Here is a 19,987-nt window from a genome sequence, read left to right on the forward strand (position 1 = left end):
GGCGCGATGACGTCACCAGATGGTGCCGCCCGCCTCCCGGACCTCGGCGTCGAAGACGTGATCCACGATGAGGCGAACGGCCAGGGCCAGCTCCTCCTCCGGCAGGTGCGGTGCGCCGTCGGGCGCGGTGCTGGTCGACCAGGGCAGGTGCACGAAGCCGGCGACGGCGTCGGTGCGGACCGCCCCCAGTGCGGTGTACAGCACGTGGTTGCAGACGTATGTGCCGGCGGAGAGGGAGACGCGCGCCGGGAGACCGGCGAGCGTGAGCTCCTTCACCAGGAGCTTGGCGGGGAGAGTGGAGAAGCGCGCGGCCGGCCCGCCCGGTTCGCTGGGCGCGTCGACGGGTCGGGCGCCGTCGTTGTCGGGGATCCGCGCGTCGATCAGATTCACCCCGAGGCGTTCGATCGCGATCTGCGCGCTTCCCCCGGCGAGGCCGGTGGCGACCACGGCATCAGGAGAGTGCTGCGCGATGAGCTCCCGCAGATGCCGCGCGGAGGTGTCGAAGGCGACCGGCAGGGTCGCGACGACGAGGTCATGGGGGCCGTCGTAGCCCTGCGCCACGGCTTCGACGGCCTCTGCCGACGGGTTGCGGTCGGAGCCGGCGAACGGTTCGAAGCCGGTGAGCAGGATGACGGGCATGCTCTCAGGCTAGGCGCTTCCAGCCCGCATGCATCCGAGCGGCGTAGGCTGAGGGGGTGCCAGCAGTGAACCTCGGAATGCCGAAGATCCCCGAAGTCCTCGCCCCGCGCCGGAAGTCTCGGCAGATCAAGGTGGGCAAGGTGCTCGTGGGTGGTGACGCCCCCGTCAGCGTGCAGTCGATGACGACGACGAAGACCACCGACATCAACGGGACTCTGCAGCAGATCGCCGAGCTGACGGCGTCGGGCTGCGAGATCGTGCGCGTGGCGGTTCCGTCGCAGGACGATGCCGACGTGCTGCACATCATCGCCAAGAAGAGCCAGATCCCGGTGATCGCCGACATCCACTTCCAGCCGAAGTACGTCTTCCAGGCGATCGACGCGGGCTGTGCTGCCGTGCGGGTCAATCCCGGCAACATCCGCAAGTTCGACGACCAGGTCGGAGAGATCGCGAAGGCTGCCAAGGACGCCGGTGTCTCGCTGCGCATCGGCGTGAATGCGGGCTCGCTCGACCGCCGTCTGCTCGAGAAGTACGGCAAGGCGACCCCGGAGGCCCTCGTGGAGAGCGCCGTCTGGGAGGCGTCGCTGTTCGAGGAGCACGATTTCCACGATTTCAAGATCTCCGTCAAGCACAACGACCCCGTCGTGATGGTCAAGGCGTACCGCCAGCTGGCCGAGCGCGGCGACTGGCCGCTGCACCTCGGCGTCACCGAGGCAGGACCGGCGTTCCAGGGCACGATCAAGAGCGCCACGGCGTTCGGCATCCTGCTCGGTGAGGGAATCGGCGACACCATCCGCGTGTCCCTGTCGGCGCCGCCCGCCGAGGAGGTCAAGGTCGGACATCAGATCCTGCAGTCGCTCAATCTGCGCGAGCGCAAGCTCGAGATCGTGTCCTGCCCCTCGTGCGGACGCGCCCAGGTCGACGTGTACACGCTCGCCGAAGACGTGACCGAGGGACTCAAGGACATGACCGTGCCGCTGCGCGTCGCCGTCATGGGCTGCGTCGTGAACGGACCCGGTGAAGCCCGTGAGGCCGACCTCGGCGTGGCATCGGGCAACGGCAAGGGGCAGATCTTCGTCAAGGGCGAGGTCATCAAGACGGTGCCGGAGGCCGACATCGTCGCGACCCTGATCGAAGAGGCCAACCGGATCGCCGCCGAGATGGGCCCGGAGGCGCCGCTCGGCACAGCCCAGGTCGTCACCGCCTGAGCGGAGGAGCACCGTGTCCGACTTCCTCCTGCCAGCGCCGGTCCAGACGATGATCGATGCGATCAACGCCGGGGACACCGCGGCCTTCGTCGACGCATTCACCGCGGACGGTTTCGTGAACGACTGGGGCACCGTCAAGGCGGGTGCTGACGGCGTGCGCAGCTGGGCGGACACCGACGCGATCGGCGCGGGGGCACGGATGACGGTGCTCTCCGCCGCGACGGACGGCGACACGACGCGCATCCGATTCGGATGGTCCAGTCGCGTCTTCAACGGAGAGTCCGACGGGATCTTCGTCGTCGAGGGCGCCAAGCTCGCCAGCTTCACGATCCCGCCATCGCACTGACACCGCCCACCGCATCGGCCCCGTCGAGGGAGCCCTTTCCGAGGAGACCCATGACCACGCCCACGATCGTCACCTTCCCGGACGGCACCCTCCGAGGAGACGCCGTCGTGACCCGCGTGGCCGACGACCCCGAGGGGGCGGTGGTCGTCGTCGACGCCACGCCGTTCCACCCGGTCGACCACACCTGGCCCGACCAGCCCGGTGATGTCGGTGTGCTGACGGCCGGCGGCGGATCCGTCCGCGTGACCGAGGCGCTCATGGCGGCTGTGTCGGACGAGGGCGAGTTCGCGGTCGGAAGCGTCATCCCCGTCAAGCGCGGAGCCGAGGGATGGACCTGGCTGGTCGGCCATCGACTCGACGGCGCTGCACCGGCCTGGCTCACGCAGGGTGCGGGAGTGTCTCTCGCGGTCGACGAGGGTCACCGTGCCGGGCTGAGCCGCGGCCACACCGCATGTCACCTCGCTTCTCTCGCCCTGGATCTCGCAGTCGCGGACCTCTGGCGCAAGGACCCGGGGGAGGATGCGCTGGGCAATCCCGACTTCGAGGGGCGCGCGAACCAGTCCAGCCGCATCCATGAGGACGGCGCGGTCGACGAGTACCGACTCGGCAAGAGTCTGCGTCGTGCCGGGTTCGACACCGAGACGTTCGCTGCCACGCTCTCCGATCGGGAGCAGCGCATCAATGCTCAGCTCGCGGCCTGGGTCGCCTCCGGCGCGGCGAGCCTCATCGAGGTCGAGGGCCCGACGATCGTGGACCGTCGACGCTGGCGCTGCGACCTCCCTGAGGGGGAGGCCGTGATCCTGTGCGGCGGGACGCACGTCGCCTCGCTCGACGAGTTCGCCTCGATCTCGGTCTCGCTCGACCTCAGCGACCCTCAGCTACTCGTCATGACCACGACCGCGACCCGCGCCTGACCCCGTGACACCCGGAGGCTTCCTCGGGTGACGGCCCACCCGCATCAGGCAACCCTGCGGAATCAGGCGCTTCTGGCGGGAAACTGCCTGACCCGGCGGGATCGCCTGATCCGGCGAGGTCGCTCGGCGAGTCCCGCGTGATCCATCCGGTCAGCGTAGCGGCCGGGGAGGGCTCAGACGGCGAACTCGACCACTCCCTCGGAGATGTCCGCGCGGACGACGCGCAGCCGGAGGATGTCACCCGGCTTCGCGTCGGCGGGCACGGGCGCGGTGGCTGTGACGGCGGGGTCTGCGATCTGGATGGCTGCCCGGTCGCCCCGCAGCTCGATCACGGTCGCCTCGAGGCTTCGCCCGACCAGAGGCGTCAGGAGCGCCGCCTCGACCCGATTGATCGTGGCCGCGTCCAGTTGCGAGGCGCGCTGTCCGGATTGCTGCATCAGGGCGGGGAGATCGCCGAGGGAGGAGCGCACCCACGGCGGCACGGGTTCTCCTGCCGATGCGGCGAGGCAGATCGCGAGGGCCCACCGGTCGACGAGGCGGCGCAGGGGAGCGGTCGCGTGCGCGTACGGGGCTGCGATGGCGGCTTGAACGGCGTCTTTCGGCGCCTCCCCGTCGAACACCATGTATCCGGCGCCGCGGAACAGGGACGCCGCCGCCTCGAGCACGGGCAGGGTCATCGGGTCGGCACGGTCGAGACCACGAAGGTACTCTCCGTAGGTCCCGCCGACCCAGGGACGGCCGAGCGCCGCCGTCTGATGCCGGAACGCCTCGAAGGCCGCCTCATCCGGCTCCGGCATCGTTCGGATGATGCCCACACCCGCGTCGAGCATGAGCGATGCGGCCGCCATGCCCGTCATGAGCGAGAGCTGCGCGTTCCATTCCTCGACCGGCAGGGGGCTGCGCCGCTCGATCGCGTACCCGCCGTCGGGCGTGCGCACCACCTCCTCGTCCGGCAGATTCAGACTGGCGCCCCCGCGTCGACGCTCCTGTTCGAGACGCAGGGCGCCGATCTCCGGCAGCAGGGCAGCGGGACCGCCTTCTCCGGCGTCCAGGGCCCGTTGCGTCGTCGCGTAGTCCAGTTGCGCCCGGGACCGGATGAGCGCGCGCTGCAACCGGAAATCGGTCACGGCGCCGTCGGAGTCGAGGGTGAACGTCCACACGAGCGCAGGGCGGTCGACGTCGGGCAGCAGCGAGGCGCGATCCTCGCTCAGTGTCGGCGGATGCAGCGGGATGGTGCCGTCCGCCGCGTACAGGGTCTGTCCGCGGCGACGCGCCTCGGCGTCCACCGCGCCTCCCGGCACGACGAAGCCGGGGACATCCGCGATCGCGTAGCGCACCAGGTAGCCGTCGCCGTCACGCTCCAGGTGGAACGCCTGATCCAGGTCGCGTGCGCCCGCAGGGTCGAGCGTCGCGAACGGGAGATCCCGGAGATCGAGCTCCGGCGCCGGAGCCGTCAGCGTCTCCGCCTCGGCGAGCACCTCCACGGGGAAGTCCGTCGGAGCCTCCAGGGTCTCCCGCAGGGCGGCGAGGGCCGCGGCGAGCTCGGTCTGGGCGGCGGAGGGGGCGACGTGGGATCGGCGCTGCGGCATGGCTCCACCCTAGGCGGCCGGCCTCCGGCACCGGTCGCGCTGAGCGGGCACCGCTTCGCGCTCGATGACATCCAGGACGCGTACGACACCTTCAGCCGCGCCGCCGAGACCAAGGCGCTCAAGGTGGTGCTCAAGGCCTGACCCGTCGAACACGGCCCCGTCGAGGACAACCCGCGTTAGCGTGGAGGCATGACCACTGCAGCCAAGGCACAGACCCTCGTCGGACTCTATGACGCACCGGAGATCCTCCGCGTCGTGAACGTGTGGGACGTGGTGTCCGCTCGCGCGGTCGCCGCTCTTCCCGAGACGAAGGCGATCGCGACCGCGGGCCACGGGGTCGCGGCGTCCTTCGGCTTCGAGGACGGAACGACGCCGCGCGAGATCATGATCGACATGGTCGGGCGCATCGCCGCCGCCGTGCCCGTGCCCGTCACCGCCGATCTGGATGACGGGTACGGCGACGCGGGGGAGACCACGCGGCTCGCGATCGGAGCCGGTGTCGTCGGGGCGAACGTCGAGGACCGGCTCAAGCCGCTCGCCGAGTCCGTCGCCGCCGTCGAAGCCATCGTGAAGGCGGCGGAGGCCGAGGGCGTGCCGTTCGCGCTGAACGCCAGGACGGATGCCTTCGTCCGTGCGGGCCATCGTCCGGTCGAGGAGAGCATCGCCGATGCGATCCAGCGCGGACGCGCCTTCCTCGACGCCGGAGCCACCGCGGTCTTCGTTCCCGGCATCCTCGACATGAACGTGACCCGTCAGCTCGTGGAGGGCATCGGCGAACGCAAGGTCAGCGTGATCGGGATCCCGGGTGCGCTCGCGGCGTCCGAGTATGAGAAGCTCGGCGTCGCGCGCATCTCGTACGGCCCTCTTCCTCAGCGGGTGGCTCTGACCGCGCTGCAGGAGCTCGCCGCCGACCTCTACGCGGGCGGCGTCGTCCCGGCGAACCTCCCCGCGCTCAACTGAGCGTCCGGGACGGGTGGCCGCGGTTCACTAGACTTGCTCCGTGGTCACTCGTCTCTCGAACTTCTTCCTCCGCACGCTCCGCGAAGACCCTGCCGGCGCAGAGGTCGCCAGCCACAAGCTGCTGATCCGCGCCGGTTACATCCGACCGCAGGCGGCCGGCATCTTCGCGTGGCTCCCGCTGGGCCTGCGAGTGAAGTCGCGGATCGAGACGATCGTCCGCGAGGAGATGGCCGCGGCAGGCGCGCAGGAGGTCCATTTCCCTGCCCTCATGCCCCGCGAGGCCTATGCGGCGACGGGGCGGTGGGACGAGTACGGCGACCTGCTGTTCCGCCTGCAGGATCGCAAGGGCGGCGACTACCTTCTCGCGCCCACGCACGAGGAGGCGTTCACGCTGCTGGTGAAGGACCTGTACTCCTCGTACAAGGACCTGCCCCTGACGATCTACCAGATCCAGGACAAGTACCGAGACGAGGCTCGTCCGCGGGCGGGGCTGCTCCGCGGGCGCGAGTTCACGATGAAGGACGCCTACTCCTTCGACTCCTCGGACGAGGGGCTGGACGCGAGCTACCAGGCGCAGCGCGACGCGTACGAGCGGATCTTCCAGCGCCTCGGACTCGAGTACGCGATCGTCCAGGCCGACGCCGGGGCGATGGGCGGATCCCGCAGCGAGGAGTTCCTGCACCCGACGCCGGTCGGCGAGGACACGTTCGTGCGCAGCGCCGGCGGTTATGCGGCCAACGTCGAGGCGTTCACGACCGCTGTACCCGAGCCTGTCGCGTTCGACGCCGACGCGTCGCCCGTGATCTTCGACTCCCCGGACACGCCCACGATCGAGACGCTCGTCGCGCATGCCAACCGCGTCCTCGACGGCGAGTTCACCGCGGCAGACACCCTCAAGAACGTCGTGCTGGCGCTGAAGCACCTCGACGGCACGCGGGAGCTCGTGATCGTCGGCATCCCCGGAGACCGCGAGGTCGACGAGAAGCGTGCCGAGGTGGCCTTCGCGCCGGCCGAGGTCGAGACCGCCACCGCCGAGGACTTCGAACGGAACCCCCTGCTCGTCAAGGGATACATCGGGCCCTGGTCGCCGACGGGAGCCGTCCTCGGTGAGGAGTCGGCGACCGGCATCCGCTATCTCGTCGACCCCCGCGTGAGCGAGGGCACCAGCTGGATCACGGGTGCGAACGTCGATCAGAAGCACGCGCACTCGGTGGTGGCCGGCCGTGACTTCGAGGCGGACGGGATCGTCGAGATCGCGAACGTCCGCGCCGGTGACCCCGCGCCCGACGGGAGCGGTCCCGTGGAGCTGGCACGCGGTATGGAGATCGGTCATGTCTTCCAGCTCGGCCGCAAGTACGCCGAGGCTCTGGGCCTCAAGGTGCTCGATGAGAACGGCAAGCTCGTCACCGTGACGATGGGCTCCTACGGGATCGGCGTCACCCGCATCCTGGCGATCATCGCGGAGCTGAACAACGACGACAAGGGCCTGATCTGGCCGTCGTCGGTCGCGCCCTTCGACGTGCAGGTGGTCGCTGCCGGTCGCGATCAGGTCGCCTTCGACGTCGCCGAGGACCTCTCCGCCCAGCTCGAAGCCGCAGGACTCGACGTGCTCTACGACGACCGTCCGAAGGTGTCCCCGGGTGTCAAGTTCGGCGATGCGGAGCTCGTCGGCGTGCCGAAGATCGTGATCGTCGGCCGGGGAGCCGCCGACGGCCAGGTCGAGTTCTGGGATCGTCGCACGGGCGAGCGCGAGGCCGTCTCGGTCGCCGACGCGGTGGAGCGGCTCAGCTCCACTCGCTGACGCCCGCTGTGCCTGCCGCTCAGCAGGTGATGCGGCCGTGGTTCATGGTGTCGTCGTCCGGGGTGTCTCGGGTCACCAGCGCCTTGAGCGCCCCGGCGGCCATCGCGACCTTCCCCTTCGCGGGCTCCCAGAACTCGGCGACGACCGGTGTCACCTTGAGCAGCGCGATTCCGGGCGTGTCCAGCCCGTCCTCGAACCAGATGTCGAGCGAGGGGGAGTAGAGCTCCTGCATCTTCGCGCGATCGTGCACGATCTCGGCGGTACCGGCGACCGACACGTAGCGCATGCCCTTCGCGTCGCAGTAGGCCAGCCCGACGTCATGATGACGGCGAGCCTCTTCGACCTTCTCGGTGTCCTCGGCAGTGAAGAACCAGATGGCGCCCGCGTCGTCCATCTGTCGTGTCGACATCGGACGGCTGACGAGGTTGCCCTCCGGGTCGGTGGTCGTGAGCATCGTGAAGTCGATGTCCTCCACGAGCTCGGCGACGCGGGCGAGGGCTTCGGGTCGGGTGATCTCTGTCATGCCGCCATGATGCCGCGTGCGGACGCGTCGGGCACGGGCGTTGACACCGCTCATCGCGCGTGCTCCCTCGGCGTTGCGCGTCGCCCACTGCACGCCCCATGGGACGCTGGGATCATGACCGAGGAAATGCTGCCGGCAGCTCTGAGCGACGAGATCAACCATGTGCTGGACGAGGCCGGCGTGTCCACCGACCGTCGGCTCGTGATGCGGATGCTGCGGACCGCGCTGCTCCTCGGGGAGGACGGCACCGACCGCCTCGATCTCAAGATCGCCTCCGCCGCTCTGGCCGAGATGCGCGATGCCTTCCGTCTGTTCGCGCCCTTCCGGGGTGTGCCCAAGGTGACCGTGTTCGGCTCCGCGCGCACCCGCCCCGACGACCCCCTCTTCCGGCAGGCACGCGACGTCGCCGCGGCGCTCGCGAGCGACGGCTGGATGGTCGTCACGGGTGCAGGGCCCGGGATCATGCAGGCGGCGGCCGAGGGCGCTGGCCCCGCGCTGTCGCTCGGCGTCTCGATCCGGCTGCCCTTCGAGGAGAAGGCGAACAGTCTCGTCGCGGGGAGCGATCAGGTCGTCGCGATGAAGTACTTCTTCACCCGCAAGCTCATGCTCATCAAGGAGTCGAGCGGCTTCATCTGCCTCCCCGGCGGGTTCGGCACCCTCGACGAGATGTTCGAGCTGCTCACCCTCCAGCAGACGGGCAAGGCCGAGCCGACGCCCATCGTGCTGCTCGACGAGAAGGGCGGATCGTTCTGGGAGGGGATGCGGCGGTTCGTCGACGAGCACCTCGCCCCGATGGGGGTGATCTCCCCGGGGGACTTCGATCGGGTGGTCATCACCGACTCCGTCGAGGCGGCGCGCGCCGAGATCACCGGTTTCTGGCGCAACTACGACTCGCTGCGCTGGGTCGGGGACACGCTGGTGCTGCGTCTCAAGGCCGAGCCGACGGATGAGGAGATCGAAGAGCTGAACACGGAGTTCGCAGCGATTCTCTCGACCGGCCGCATCGAGCGGACCGTGCCCCGGTCGCCCGAGGTCGCCGACGACGATCGCCTCGACCTGCCGCGCCTCGCCCTGCACCTGGATCAGCGCCAGGTCGGCAACCTCTTCCGCCTGATCGGCGCGATCAACGCCCTCTCCTCCGCACCGAAGGACTGACCCCGCGCCGGTTCAGGCGTTCCCGCCGGTTCAGGCGGTTTCTGCGTCCGCACGCCTGATGCGGCGCGTCAGCCTGCGTGCGCGGGTGAGGCGGCGGCGTGGCAGTGCCGCCGGGACGCAGGGTATCGTTGTACGGATGTCGCGCGTGCGAACAGGCGCGACGAGAGCTGAATAGGGAGGCCGTCATGGACATCGAACTGAGTCTGCTGCGAGGGATCGAGAAGGAGAAGGCGATCCCCTTCGACGAACTCGTCGCGATCATCGAGCAGGCGATCCTGACCGCGTACTCCAAGCACGTCTCCGCAGACGGCGCCACCCCTGAAGGCGTCCGGGTGCACCTCGATCGCAAGACCGGCCACGTCGCCGTGCTGCAGGTCGTCCGTGACGAGGAGGACGCGATCATCGGCGAGGAGGACGCGACCCCGGACGACTTCGGACGCATCGCCGCCTTCGCCGCGAAGCAGGTCATCAGCCAGCGTCTGCGCGACATCGCGGACGACGCCGTGCTGGGCGAGTTCAAGGGCAAAGAGGGCGACATCGTCGCCGGCGTGATCCAACAGGGTCCGAACCCGCGCATGATCCACGTGGATCTGGGCTCGGTCGAGGCGATCCTGCCCCCGGAGGAGCAGGTGCCCGGCGAGGAGTACGCGCACGGATCGCGTCTGCGCGTCTACGTCACGAGCGTGGCCAAGGGCCTCAAGGGTCCGCAGATCACCGTCTCGCGCACGCACCCCGGTCTCGTCCGCAAGCTCTTCGCCCTCGAGGTGCCGGAGATCGCCGCAGGGCTGGTCGAGATCGTCGCGCTGGCTCGCGAGGCGGGCCACCGCACCAAGATCGCGGTGAAGGCGAACGACCCGTCCATCAACGCCAAGGGCGCCTGCATCGGCGAGCTCGGCCGTCGCGTGCGCGCGGTGACCGAGGAACTCGCGGGGGAGAAGATCGACATCGTCGACTACGACGCCGATCTGCCGACCTTCGTGGCCCACGCCCTCTCGCCCGCCAAGGTGACGAGCGCGTTCGTGCTCGATGCCGGCACCAAGGCCGTGCGCGCCCTGGTGCCGGACTATCAGCTGTCGCTCGCCATCGGCAAGGAGGGCCAGAACGCCCGACTCGCCGCCAAGCTGACGGGCGCGAAGATCGACATCCAGCCCGACAGCGTCCTCGACTGACCGGGCTCCGGCCTCCCGCCACGCCCGTCCGCGGACGAGGCGGGGTGAAACGCAGGTGTAAGATGGAACCCGTACGAACGTGCGTCGGTTGCCGCACGCGTGCTCCCCGCTCCACTCTGCTCAGGGTGGTTGCCCAGAACGACACCCTCATCCCCGATGAGCGTGCTGTCCTGCCGGGGCGCGGCGCGTGGGTGCATCCGACACCCGAATGCATGGAGGCCGCTCTGCGGCGACGGGCTTTCGGACGAGCACTGCGTGTGACCACTCAGCTGGACACACGGACCTTCGAACAGCACCCACCAAGAAACAAAGGCTGAACAGCTATGGAAACAAAGTGAACGGCTCGAAATGAGACCCGTCCGCGACTAGTGGTCTGCCCTGTCTGGGTGGACCGACTCAGACAGGAGAATTGTGGCTGGTAAACCACGCGTACATGAGATCGCCGCCGAACTCGGCGTCGACAGCAAGGTCGCTCTTGCGAAGCTGAAGGAACTCGGCGAGTTCGTGAAGAGCCCGTCCTCGACCATCGAGCCGCCGGTGGCGCGCAAGCTGCGTGCGGCGATCGAGGCCGACGGTTCGCTCAAGGGTTCGGCGGAGTCCGCTCCCGCCGGCAAGCCCGCTGCGGCGAAGCCCGCACCGAAGCCCGGCGCGAAGCCTGCGCCGACCCCTGGCCCCAAGCCCGGACCGAAGCCCGCCCCGGAGGCGGCTGCTCCGGCAGCACCGGCGCCTGCCGCTCCCGCTCCCGCGGCACCGGCTCCCTCCGCGCAGGCCCCGGCGGCTCCGGCTCCCGGTGCCCCGAAGCCCGCAGAAGGCGGCGCACCGACGCCCGGCGCCCCCCGCCCCGGGAACAACCCGTTCTCCTCGGCACAGGGTATGGGCCAGCGCCCGGCCGGCCCCCGTCCGGGTAACAACCCCTTCGCCTCGGCGCAGGGCATGGGCCAGCGCCCGACGCCCGGCAACATCCCGCGTCCGCAGGCTCCTCGTCCCGGCGCCCCGCGTCCGGGTGCGCCTCGTCCCGGCTCGCCTCGTCCCGGAGCGCCTCGTGGCGGTCAGGGCGGTCGTCCCGGTGCTCCGTTCCAGCAGCGTCCCGGCGGCCCCGGTCGTCCCGGCGGTGCCGGTGGACCCGGTGCCGGTGGACCCGGTGCTCGTCCTGGCGGCGGCTTCGCCGGTCGCCCCGGCGGTGGCGGCGGCCGTGGTCGTGGTCCCGGCGGTGGTACCGCTGGTGCCTTCGGCAAGGGCGGCGGCAAGAGCAAGCAGCGCAAGTCGCGGCGGGCGAAGCGGCAAGAGTTCGAGATGCGGAGTGCTCCGGTCGTCGGTGGCGTCAACGTCACCCGCGGCAACGGAGAGATCATCCGCATGCGTCGCGGCGCATCCATCGCGGACTTCGCCGACAAGATCGAGACGCTGACCGGTTACACGGTCCAGCCCGGAACCCTCGTGACGATCCTCTTCAACCTCGGCGAGATGGCCACGGCCACCGAGTCGCTGGACGAGGCGACGTTCGAGGTCCTCGGCGAGGAGCTCGGCTACAAGATCCAGATGGTCTCTCCCGAGGATGAGGACAAGGAGCTCCTCGAGGGCTTCGGTCTCGACCTGGAGAAGGAGCTGGAGGAGGAGAGCGAGGACGACCTCGAGATCCGTCCTCCGGTGGTCACCGTCATGGGTCACGTCGACCACGGTAAGACGCGACTGCTCGACGCGATCCGTCAGACCAACGTCATCGAGGGCGAAGCCGGCGGCATCACCCAGCACATCGGTGCGTACCAGGTGTGGACCGAGCACGAGGGCATCGAGCGAGCGATCACGTTCATCGACACCCCCGGTCACGAGGCCTTCACCGCCATGCGTGCCCGTGGAGCGCAGGTCACCGACCTCGCGATCCTCGTGGTCGCGGCCGACGACGGCATCATGCCGCAGACGGTCGAGGCGCTGAACCACGCCCAGGCGGCGAACGTGCCGATCGTGGTCGCGGTGAACAAGGTCGACAAGCCCGACGCCAATCCGTCGAAGGTCCGTCAGCAGCTCACCGAGTACGGTCTGGTCGCTGAGGAGTTCGGTGGCGACGTGATGTTCGTCGACGTCTCCGCTCGCGCCGGCACGGGTATCCAGGAGCTCCTGGACGCCGTGCTGCTCACCGCGGACGCCGGCCTCGATCTGACCGCGAACCCGAACAAGGCCGCTCGCGGTGTCGCCATCGAGGCGAAGCTCGACAAGGGTCGTGGTTCGGTCGCAACGGTGCTCATCCAGTCCGGAACGCTCCGGGTCGGAGACGCGATCGTCGCGGGTACGGCGTACGGCCGTGTGCGTGCGATGGCGGACGAGAACGGCGAGCAGGTCCTCGAGGCCTACCCGTCGCGTCCGGTCCAGGTGCAGGGTCTGAACTCCGTGCCCCGCGCAGGCGACGTCTTCATCGTCACCGAGGAAGACCGCATGGCCCGCCAGATCGCCGAGAAGCGTGAAGCGGTCGAGCGCAACGCCCAGCTGGCCAAGGCCCGCAAGCGCATCTCGCTCGAGGACTTCACCCGTGCTCTCGAAGAGGGCAAGGTCGAGTCGCTCAACCTCATCATCAAGGGTGACGTCTCCGGTGCCGTCGAGGCGCTCGAGGAGTCGCTGCTCAAGATCGAGGTCGACGACTCGGTGCAGCTGCGCATCATCCACCGCGGTGTCGGTGCGATCACCGAGTCCGACGTGAACCTGGCGACGATCGACAACGCGATCATCGTGGGCTTCAACGTCCGTCCTGACACGAAGGCGCGCGAGCGTGCCGCTCGTGAGGGCGTGGACATCCGCTTCTACTCCGTCATCTACAACGCGATCGACGAGATCGAGAGCTCGCTCAAGGGCATGCTCAAGCCGGAGTACGAAGAGGTCCAGTCGGGCGTCGCCGAGATCCGCGAGGTGTTCCGCTCCTCGAAGTTCGGCAACATCGCCGGTGTCATCGTGCGGTCGGGAACGATCACGCGCAACGCCAAGGCCCGCGTCATCCGCGACGGCGTCGTCATCGCCGATGGTCTCGCCATCGAGTCGCTGCGTCGCTTCAAGGACGACGTCACGGAGGTCCGTACGGACTACGAGGCCGGTATCGGACTCGGCAAGTACAACGACATCCAGATCGGCGACGAGATCGAGACGACCGAGCTCGTCGAGAAGCCGCGCGGCTGATCTATTCGAATCACCCCTCGGGCGTCCTCTGCTCCGGTCCGGAGCGGGGGACGCCCTGAGGGTTCCTGGACAGGGAGAGAAAAATGGCAGGCGAACGACAGGCTCGGCTTGCGGACCGTATCCGCGTGATCCTCGCGGAGCGGCTCGAGAAGGGGCTCCGCGACCCGCGGCTCGGGTTCGTCACGATCACCGACGTGCGCGTGAGCGGAGATCTCCAGCATGCGTCCGTGTTCTACACGGTCCTCGGCACGGAGGAGGAGCGGATCGCCAGCGGCGCCGCGCTCACCTCGGCGACCGGGATGCTGCGTAGCGAGGTCGGGCGTCAGCTCAGCACGCGACTGGTCCCGACGCTCGAGTTCATCCCCGACGCGCTCCCGGAGAACGCGGACCACATCGGCGCGCTTCTGCGCCAGGCGCAGGAGCGGGACGCCGAGGTGGCCAAGCTCGCCTCCTCGGCCTCGCACGCGGGCGACGCGGATCCGTACCGCGCCGAGGACGACTCGGAGTGATCCGCTTTTGATACGCTCGGCCTCGCGGGATCGCCTCCCGCGAAGCTGAGGGGGATCGGCATCGACGGTACGACTGCGTCGCGGGCGTCTTTCGTCGCGCCCGCAGCGGTCGGGCTGCTCCTCGACGAACTCCTCGACCGGGGTCTGGGCTGCGCCCCGCACGTGCTGGCAGGGCTTGCCGCACGACTCGACGGGGACGGCACCACGATCATCGAGGTCGTCACGCAGTTGACGTCCGAGCAGAGGCACGGTCTGCGGCCCCTTCCGGTCCCGCTCCCGCTCGTGCCGGCCATCGCCGAGCGATTCCACGGGACCGAGCTCGATGCCCGGGACCGCCGGCTCCTGCTGGCCGTCGCGGTGGGTCTCGACGACGCCCTCGATCCGCTGCTCGTGTTCGACGGGCGGACGGCAGCGGATCTCGCCGCCGACCCCGTCGGAGAGCACCTCACGATCCACGCCGGTCGTGTGCGCCTGGTCGATGCGCGGTTGGGGATCTGGGTGGCGGCGACCACCGGCACGGCGGAGACAGCAGCGGTGCACGCCAGATTGAGCGAGATCTTCCGGCGCTGCGGCGATGCCGTGGGCGCCGACTGGCACCGAGCGGGGGCCGCGCTCGAGAGGGCTCCGGAGGCCGCGCCCGACCTCGCACTCCTCGCCAGTCAGCTGGCCCGGGCAGGGCACCCGGAGCGGGCGCTGCTTCTCGCGCGGGAGGCCGAGCAGCACGCGATCGGTGAGGATCGGGAGGGCGTCGAGCTGGTCGCCGGAAGGTCGGCGCTCGACGCGGGACTCGCCGTCGAGGCCGTCGAGCGATTGAGCCGCCTGTTCCCGCATGCCGCCGAGAGTCGTCGTCTCGAGGCCCTCGGCGACCTCATCGTCGCTCAGACATTCGTGCACGGCGCCGTGCCGGAGCTCGATCCCGGCGCGCTGCGCCCGACCACGGACGCCCTCGGCGACTGGCGTCACTGGACCAGGGCTGCGGCCATCGGCGCGGTGCTGTGCGCTGAACGGGGAGACCGGCGCGGAATGCGCGGCTGGCTCGACGCGCTGCGCGAGGGCGCGGCGAGGACCGGCGCAGATCAGGAGCTGCGTGACGCGGTCGTCGCGTTGAGCTGGCTCCTCGTCGGAGAGCCGGAGGCGCTGGGGCGCGCGGATCGGCGGGTGTCCGACGGGGGTCTGCTCCGGATCCTGGACGCCGCCGTGACCGGCGACATCGACGTGGCGCTGCGACTGCTGGCGGGCGACGAGGGGATGGCGTCCGGTACGCGGTCCTCGTTCGTGCCGGGTTACCGGCACAGCCCGATCGTCCGTGCCTGTCAGGCCGTCGTGGAGGTGCTGCTGCTCGTCTGGCGCGGCGACATCGGCCGCGCACGCGACCGGCTGATCCAGTCGTCGCTCTCCCTGCCGGTCGCGCTCCCGCTGGCCGGACTCGGTGTTGTGCTCGCACGACGGCTCGATCTGGCGGTCCTCGGCGAACTCGGCCCGTACGCTCGCGCGCTGACCGAACTCTCGTCGGTCGGGACCGACGGCCTCGTCGATCACGGCATCCGATCATTCCTGTCCGGTGACTTCGATGAAGCCTCCGCGGCGATCCGCTTGTGGACCGAACTCGGGTCGCCGGCGACGGCGATCGCCGTTCCCGGTCTGGACGAGCTCGCCGCGGCGTCCGGGCAACCGTCGGCACGGACGTCGATCGCGCCGCCGGACGTCGCGCTCGCGCGGTGTCTGCGGGCCCGCGTCGCCCTCGTCGCCGAAGGACGCTGGCGTTCCGAGTACGAAGAGGTCAGCGAGACGGCGCGGAGTCTGCGGTCTCCGTTCGCGCGAGCACGCGTGGAGACGATGCTGGGCACCCGGCAGGCGATACGCCAGGAGCATGCCTCCGCCAGGGTGCACCTGCAGTACGCGGAGCGCCTCTTCGAACTGTCCGGCGCCACGGCCTGGGCGCGGGCCGTCCGGGATCGTCTCGATCGCCTCGACGCGAGAGAGGGGAGCATCGTGCCCTCGGTCGACCCGCTCATGGCCTGCCGCCGCGCCTGGTCGCTGCGCCTCACCGCGCGCGAGGTGGAGGTCGCGATGCGCGCGGTGCACGGTGCCGCCAACCGCGACATCGCCGCCGCGCTGAACGTGTCCGTGCGCACGGTCGAGGTGCATCTCGGGCGGGTGTTCGCGAAGCTCGATGTCCGCAGCAGGGTCGAGCTCACGGTGCTGGCGCACCGCTTCGAGCAGCACCTGTGAGTGGTCAGCGAGGCAGAGAGAGCCACTCGCCGTCGGCCTCCGCGAGACCATCCGCGATGAGGGAGTCGATCGCCCGGTCGCGCTGACGCGGGTCCGGCCAATCCGGCAGCACGGCGTGCAGGGCCGCAGCCTCGGGGGAGAGCTCCCGCAGAAGGCGCAGGACGGCTCCGCGTGCCTGACGGTCCGACCCCTCATACGTGGCTTGACGCCGCCGCTCGTCCCGGCTCTCCGGTCGTCCTGCCGCCAGCCAGGCGCACGAACCGGCGAGCGGACACAGCTCGCAGCGAGGAGCCCGCGACGTGCATACGGTCGCGCCGAGCTCCATCGCCGCGGCGTTGAACACGGCGGACTCCGCCACCGAGGTCGGGAGCAGCGACGCCATGAGCTCGAGATCGCGTCGAGAGGGGGGACCGGGCTGCGCCTGACCGCCGATGGCCCGCGCGAGCACCCGCCGCGTGTTCGTGTCGACGACCGGATGGCGGTCGCCGTACGCGAACACCGCGACGGCACGAGCGGTGTAGTCGCCGATGCCGGAGAGGGCGAGCAGTGCCTCCACGTCACGGGGGACCGTTCCGCCGTGACGCTCGGTGATCTCGACGGCGGCACGGTGCAGCCAGAGCGCCCGACGCGGGTAGCCGAGGTTCGCCCACTGCCGCACCACGTCGGCGGTGGTCGCCGCGGCCATCGACGCCGGAGTCGGCCAGCGCGAGAGCCAGGCCTCGAGATGGGGGATGACGCGTGTCACCGGAGTCTGCTGCAGCATGAACTCGCTCACGAGCACGCCCCAGGCGCCGAACTCGTCGTGGAACCCGGGCCGTCGCCAGGGCAGATCCCTGGCCGACGCCCGGTACCACTCCGACAGAGGTGTCGTCACGTCGCGAGCGGCCTGCGGTCCGGGCATCCTTCCAGCCTACGGGAGCGGTCGCCGCGCCTCCGCCCGCGCCGAACGCCCCGGCGCAGGAACAGGGGAGCCTCCGGCCCTCGGTAGGCTGGAGGAATGGTCTCGCCCGGCATCCTCCTCGTCGACAAGCCCACGGGGCCGACCAGTCACGACGTCGTCGCGCGGACACGGCGGGCGTTCGGTACCCGGAAGGTGGGACACGCCGGAACGCTCGACCCGATGGCGACCGGACTCCTCGTCCTCGGCATCGAGGGCGCCACGCGGCTGCTCACCTACATCGTGGGGGCAGACAAGACGTACGAGGCCACGATCCGCCTCGGACAGACCACGAGCACCGACGATGCCGACGGCGAGATCCTCACGACGGCGGACGCATCCGCCTGGGAGGCTGTCGGCGATGAGGCGATCGCGGCCGGGATCCGGGAGCTCACGGGCGAGATCTCCCAGGTGCCCAGCGCCGTCTCCGCGATCAAGGTCGACGGTCGGCGGGCTTACGACCGTGTGCGGGCGGGGGAGGAGGTCGTCCTCGCCGCACGGGAGGTGGTGGTCTCGCGATTCGACATGCTCGAGAAGCGGCAGAGCGATGGACACCTCGACCTCGATGTCGTGGTCGACTGCTCGTCCGGGACGTACATCCGCTCCCTCGCCCGCGACCTCGGCGCGGCGCTCGGCGTCGGCGGCCACCTCACGGCGCTGCGTCGCACCAGAGTCGGTCCGTTCGAGGTGGCTGACGCGGTCGGGATCGACGACCTGGAGGGCGCGGAGACCCTCACTCCGGCCGAGGCCGCAGCACGCATCCTCCCGGTGCTCCCGATGTCCGCCGAGGAGGCCCGCGATCTGCGCCACGGCAAGCGACTCGCGGGGCAGGCCGTGCGTCTGGAAGGCGCGATCGCCGCTGCGGTCGACCCCGAGGGCGGTCTCATCGGGATCGTCGAGAGGCGCGGGAGCGATCTGAAGAGCACCATGAACATGCCGGAGGCGGCCCGATGATCCTGTGGTTCACGATCGTGCAGATCGCGGTCGCCGTGGCCGCGGGGCTGTTCTGCCTCGTGGCGGGTCTGGCCGGTCGTCGGCCGAGCGACTACACGGTCGGCGCCCTGGCGCTGGTGGAGGCGCTCCTCGTCGCCCAGGTGGTCGTCGCGATCATCGCGCCGCTGGCGGGCAACCCGCCGACGGGCGACCTGCTCGAGTACTGGGTCTATCTCGTCTCCGCTCTGCTCCTGCCGATCGGGGCGGTGCTCTGGGCGCTCATGGAGCGAAGCCGCTGGAGCACGGTCATCCTCGGCGTGGCGGCCGTGGCGATCGCGATCATGCTGTGGCGCATGCAGGTCATCTGGTCCGTGCAGATCGCGTGACGCCGGGGGACGACGGCGGAGTCCGGCCCGCTCCCGCGGCTCTAGGATGGAATGCGCTATGAGCTCCACCGCCCCCACCACTCGGATGACCGGAATCGGTCGCGTCCTCGTGATCGTCTACGCCGTCATGGCGCTGGCCGCCACGGGGCGCAGCTTCGTGCAGATCGTCCGCCGATTCGACGAGGCGCCGCTGGCGTACTCGCTGTCCGCACTCGCCGCCGTCGTGTACATCCTCGCGACGCTCGCGCTGGTGCTCGCCCGCCGCCGCGGCTGGTACACGGTGGCCTGGGTGGCGATCGTCTTCGAGCTCACGGGTGTCCTCGTCGTGGGGGTGCTCAGCATCGTGCTGCCGGCGCTGTTCCAGCACGAGACCGTGTGGTCCCTGTTCGGCCGCGGATACCTGTTCATCCCGCTCGTCCTCCCGGTGTTCGGCATCTGGTGGCTCCGCACGCATCGTCCTGTCGGCGCCGGGCGTCCCGTCGAGGTCGCCGCGTGATCGTCTTCCGCAGCCCGGAGGAGGTCCCGTCCGACTTCGGACCCAGCGCCGTCGCGATCGGGAAGTTCGACGGTGTGCACATCGGCCACCGCGCCGTGATCGACCGTCTCAATGAGGCGGCGGCCGCGAGCGGGAGCCGTTCGGTGGTGGTCACGTTCGACCGCAACCCGCTGGCTGTCCTGCGACCGGATCGCTGCCCCGAGAACGTCGTGACCGTCGACCGCAAGCTCGAGCTGCTGAGCGAGCTCGGGATCGACGCGACGCTCGTGCTCACCTTCGACGAACAGCTCGCCGCCCGCAGCGCCGACGACTTCGTGACCGACATCCTCGTCGACGCGCTCCAGGTGTCGACGGTGCTGGTCGGCGAGGACTTCCGTTTCGGCAACAGGGGAGCGGGAACGCCGGAGCTCCTGCGAGAACTCGGGCCCCGTGACGGCTTCACGGTGGAGGTCGTCGACGACGTGTACCTGCCGGGTTCGACGCGCCGCGTCTCGTCGAGCTGGATCCGCGAACTGCTCATGCACGGCGACGTCACGGCGGCCGCCAGGGTCCTCGGACGGAACCCGGACGTGCGCGGCGAAGTCGTGCACGGGCTCAAGCGCGGTCGGGAGCTCGGCTTCCCGACGGCGAACCTGTCGACCATCGTCGACGCGTTCGTCCCCGCAGACGGGGTGTACGCGGGCTGGCTCGTCGACCACGACACCGGCATCCGGCACCCATCGGCGATCTCCGTCGGCACGAACCCCACCTTCGACGACGTGCTCGTCCGGCAGGTGGAGGCGCACGTGCTGGGCGAGACCGGGCTGGATCTGTACGGCCACGATGTGACGGTCGAGTTCGTGGAGCGGCTGCGCGGGATGGTCGCGTTCGAGGGCATCGAGAAGCTCATGGAGCAGATGGCCGCGGACGTCACCGACGCTGCGCGCGTGCTCGGGCTCTCGTCCTAGGCACCTCTTCCGCAGAGCCGAACCGCGGCACGGCGCGATGATCCGCAGGAAGCCGGCGCGATGACATAGAATGGGTATCGG

Annotated in this window: 20 protein-coding genes; 16 read left to right on the forward strand and 4 right to left on the reverse strand. The window is 70.0% G+C overall.

Annotation, left to right across the window (positions count from 1 at the left end):
- Positions 1–12: 12 nt before the first annotated feature.
- On the reverse strand, positions 13–639 hold the full coding sequence (locus F6A08_RS09725) for a pyroglutamyl-peptidase I (RefSeq protein ID WP_151459352.1): 627 nt from the start codon (positions 637–639) through the stop codon (positions 13–15).
- 77 nt (positions 640–716) lie between these two features.
- Here F6A08_RS09725 and ispG point away from each other — a divergent pair, with 77 nt between their 5' ends.
- The 3 genes from ispG to F6A08_RS09740 are packed head-to-tail and all read left to right on the forward strand — an operon-like array spanning position 717 to position 3,107.
- Complete coding sequence (gene ispG / locus F6A08_RS09730) at positions 717–1,847, forward strand: flavodoxin-dependent (E)-4-hydroxy-3-methylbut-2-enyl-diphosphate synthase (protein ID WP_017203108.1); 1,131 nt, start codon at positions 717–719, stop codon at positions 1,845–1,847.
- Between the two features lie 13 nt (positions 1,848–1,860).
- Positions 1,861–2,193 (forward strand): nuclear transport factor 2 family protein, encoded by a 333-nt coding sequence (locus F6A08_RS09735; protein ID WP_017203107.1) that lies wholly within the window; start codon positions 1,861–1,863, stop codon positions 2,191–2,193.
- 50 nt (positions 2,194–2,243) lie between these two features.
- Positions 2,244–3,107, forward strand: coding sequence for an alanyl-tRNA editing protein (locus F6A08_RS09740; protein ID WP_151459353.1), 864 nt, complete (start codon positions 2,244–2,246; stop codon positions 3,105–3,107).
- Between the two features lie 173 nt (positions 3,108–3,280).
- Here F6A08_RS09740 and F6A08_RS09745 read toward each other — a convergent pair whose 3' ends face one another.
- Entirely contained in the window at positions 3,281–4,696 is a 1,416-nt protein-coding gene (locus F6A08_RS09745; protein WP_151459354.1) for an RNB domain-containing ribonuclease, read from the reverse strand.
- On the opposite strand from F6A08_RS09745, the gene F6A08_RS17670 reads away from it, so the two are divergent.
- Genes F6A08_RS17670 through F6A08_RS09755 form a run of 3 tightly spaced genes read left to right on the forward strand, consistent with a single transcriptional unit; the run spans position 4,676 to position 7,457 of the window.
- On the forward strand, positions 4,676–4,837 hold the full coding sequence (locus F6A08_RS17670) for a hypothetical protein (protein ID WP_164479503.1): 162 nt from the start codon (positions 4,676–4,678) through the stop codon (positions 4,835–4,837). The genes F6A08_RS09745 and F6A08_RS17670 overlap by 21 nt on opposite strands.
- 48 nt (positions 4,838–4,885) lie before the next feature.
- On the forward strand, positions 4,886–5,656 hold the full coding sequence (locus tag F6A08_RS09750; protein ID WP_124895350.1) for an isocitrate lyase/PEP mutase family protein: 771 nt from the start codon (positions 4,886–4,888) through the stop codon (positions 5,654–5,656).
- Between the two features lie 40 nt (positions 5,657–5,696).
- Positions 5,697–7,457: a proline--tRNA ligase gene (locus F6A08_RS09755; protein ID WP_151459355.1), complete on the forward strand. Its 1,761-nt coding sequence runs from the start codon at positions 5,697–5,699 to the stop codon at positions 7,455–7,457.
- Positions 7,458–7,476: 19 nt separating this feature from the next.
- On the opposite strand, the gene F6A08_RS09760 is transcribed toward F6A08_RS09755, so the two are convergent.
- Positions 7,477–7,980, reverse strand: coding sequence for a pyridoxamine 5'-phosphate oxidase family protein (locus F6A08_RS09760; RefSeq protein WP_151459356.1), 504 nt, complete (start codon positions 7,978–7,980; stop codon positions 7,477–7,479).
- A gap of 114 nt (positions 7,981–8,094) precedes the next feature.
- On the opposite strand from F6A08_RS09760, the gene F6A08_RS09765 reads away from it, so the two are divergent.
- The 6 genes from F6A08_RS09765 to F6A08_RS09790 all read left to right on the forward strand — a co-directional run bounded on the left by F6A08_RS09765 (position 8,095) and on the right by F6A08_RS09790 (position 16,207).
- The gene (locus F6A08_RS09765) at positions 8,095–9,135 is read left to right on the forward strand and encodes an LOG family protein (protein ID WP_151459357.1); all 1,041 of its coding nucleotides are present in this window, start codon (positions 8,095–8,097) and stop codon (positions 9,133–9,135) included.
- Positions 9,136–9,320: 185 nt separating this feature from the next.
- Positions 9,321–10,304, forward strand: coding sequence for a transcription termination factor NusA (gene nusA, locus F6A08_RS09770; protein ID WP_151459358.1), 984 nt, complete (start codon positions 9,321–9,323; stop codon positions 10,302–10,304).
- Between the two features lie 62 nt (positions 10,305–10,366).
- Positions 10,367–10,621 carry a YlxR family protein gene (locus F6A08_RS09775; RefSeq protein ID WP_083391685.1) on the forward strand — a complete coding sequence of 85 codons (255 nt, stop codon included), beginning with the start codon at positions 10,367–10,369 and terminating at the stop codon, positions 10,619–10,621.
- A gap of 94 nt (positions 10,622–10,715) precedes the next feature.
- The gene (infB, locus tag F6A08_RS09780; RefSeq protein ID WP_124895353.1) at positions 10,716–13,466 is read left to right on the forward strand and encodes a translation initiation factor IF-2; all 2,751 of its coding nucleotides are present in this window, start codon (positions 10,716–10,718) and stop codon (positions 13,464–13,466) included.
- A gap of 83 nt (positions 13,467–13,549) precedes the next feature.
- Complete coding sequence (gene rbfA / locus F6A08_RS09785; protein ID WP_017203096.1) at positions 13,550–13,975, forward strand: 30S ribosome-binding factor RbfA; 426 nt, start codon at positions 13,550–13,552, stop codon at positions 13,973–13,975.
- A gap of 162 nt (positions 13,976–14,137) precedes the next feature.
- The gene (locus F6A08_RS09790; RefSeq protein ID WP_151459359.1) at positions 14,138–16,207 is read left to right on the forward strand and encodes a helix-turn-helix transcriptional regulator; all 2,070 of its coding nucleotides are present in this window, start codon (positions 14,138–14,140) and stop codon (positions 16,205–16,207) included.
- 4 nt (positions 16,208–16,211) lie between these two features.
- Here the strand turns inward: F6A08_RS09790 and F6A08_RS09795 are convergent, their stop codons facing one another.
- Positions 16,212–17,108 (reverse strand): HhH-GPD family protein, encoded by an 897-nt coding sequence (locus F6A08_RS09795; RefSeq protein ID WP_017203093.1) that lies wholly within the window; start codon positions 17,106–17,108, stop codon positions 16,212–16,214.
- A gap of 96 nt (positions 17,109–17,204) precedes the next feature.
- Here F6A08_RS09795 and truB point away from each other — a divergent pair, with 96 nt between their 5' ends.
- From truB to F6A08_RS09815, 4 genes are read left to right on the forward strand one after another with little or no spacing between them, the layout of a single operon-like run.
- The gene (truB, locus tag F6A08_RS09800) at positions 17,205–18,098 is read left to right on the forward strand and encodes a tRNA pseudouridine(55) synthase TruB (protein ID WP_017203092.1); all 894 of its coding nucleotides are present in this window, start codon (positions 17,205–17,207) and stop codon (positions 18,096–18,098) included.
- Positions 18,095–18,463: a hypothetical protein gene (locus F6A08_RS09805; protein ID WP_017203091.1), complete on the forward strand. Its 369-nt coding sequence runs from the start codon at positions 18,095–18,097 to the stop codon at positions 18,461–18,463. Before truB ends, F6A08_RS09805 begins: the two co-directional genes overlap by 4 nt.
- Before the next feature lie 58 nt (positions 18,464–18,521).
- The gene (locus tag F6A08_RS09810; protein ID WP_225855801.1) at positions 18,522–18,959 is read left to right on the forward strand and encodes a hypothetical protein; all 438 of its coding nucleotides are present in this window, start codon (positions 18,522–18,524) and stop codon (positions 18,957–18,959) included.
- Entirely contained in the window at positions 18,956–19,906 is a 951-nt protein-coding gene (locus tag F6A08_RS09815) for a bifunctional riboflavin kinase/FAD synthetase (protein ID WP_017203089.1), read from the forward strand. Before F6A08_RS09810 ends, F6A08_RS09815 begins: the two co-directional genes overlap by 4 nt.
- The last annotated feature ends 81 nt before the right edge of the window (positions 19,907–19,987 follow it).

The organism is Microbacterium algeriense, assembly GCF_008868005.1.
GTDB classification, from domain to species: Bacteria; Actinomycetota; Actinomycetes; order Actinomycetales; family Microbacteriaceae; genus Microbacterium; species Microbacterium algeriense.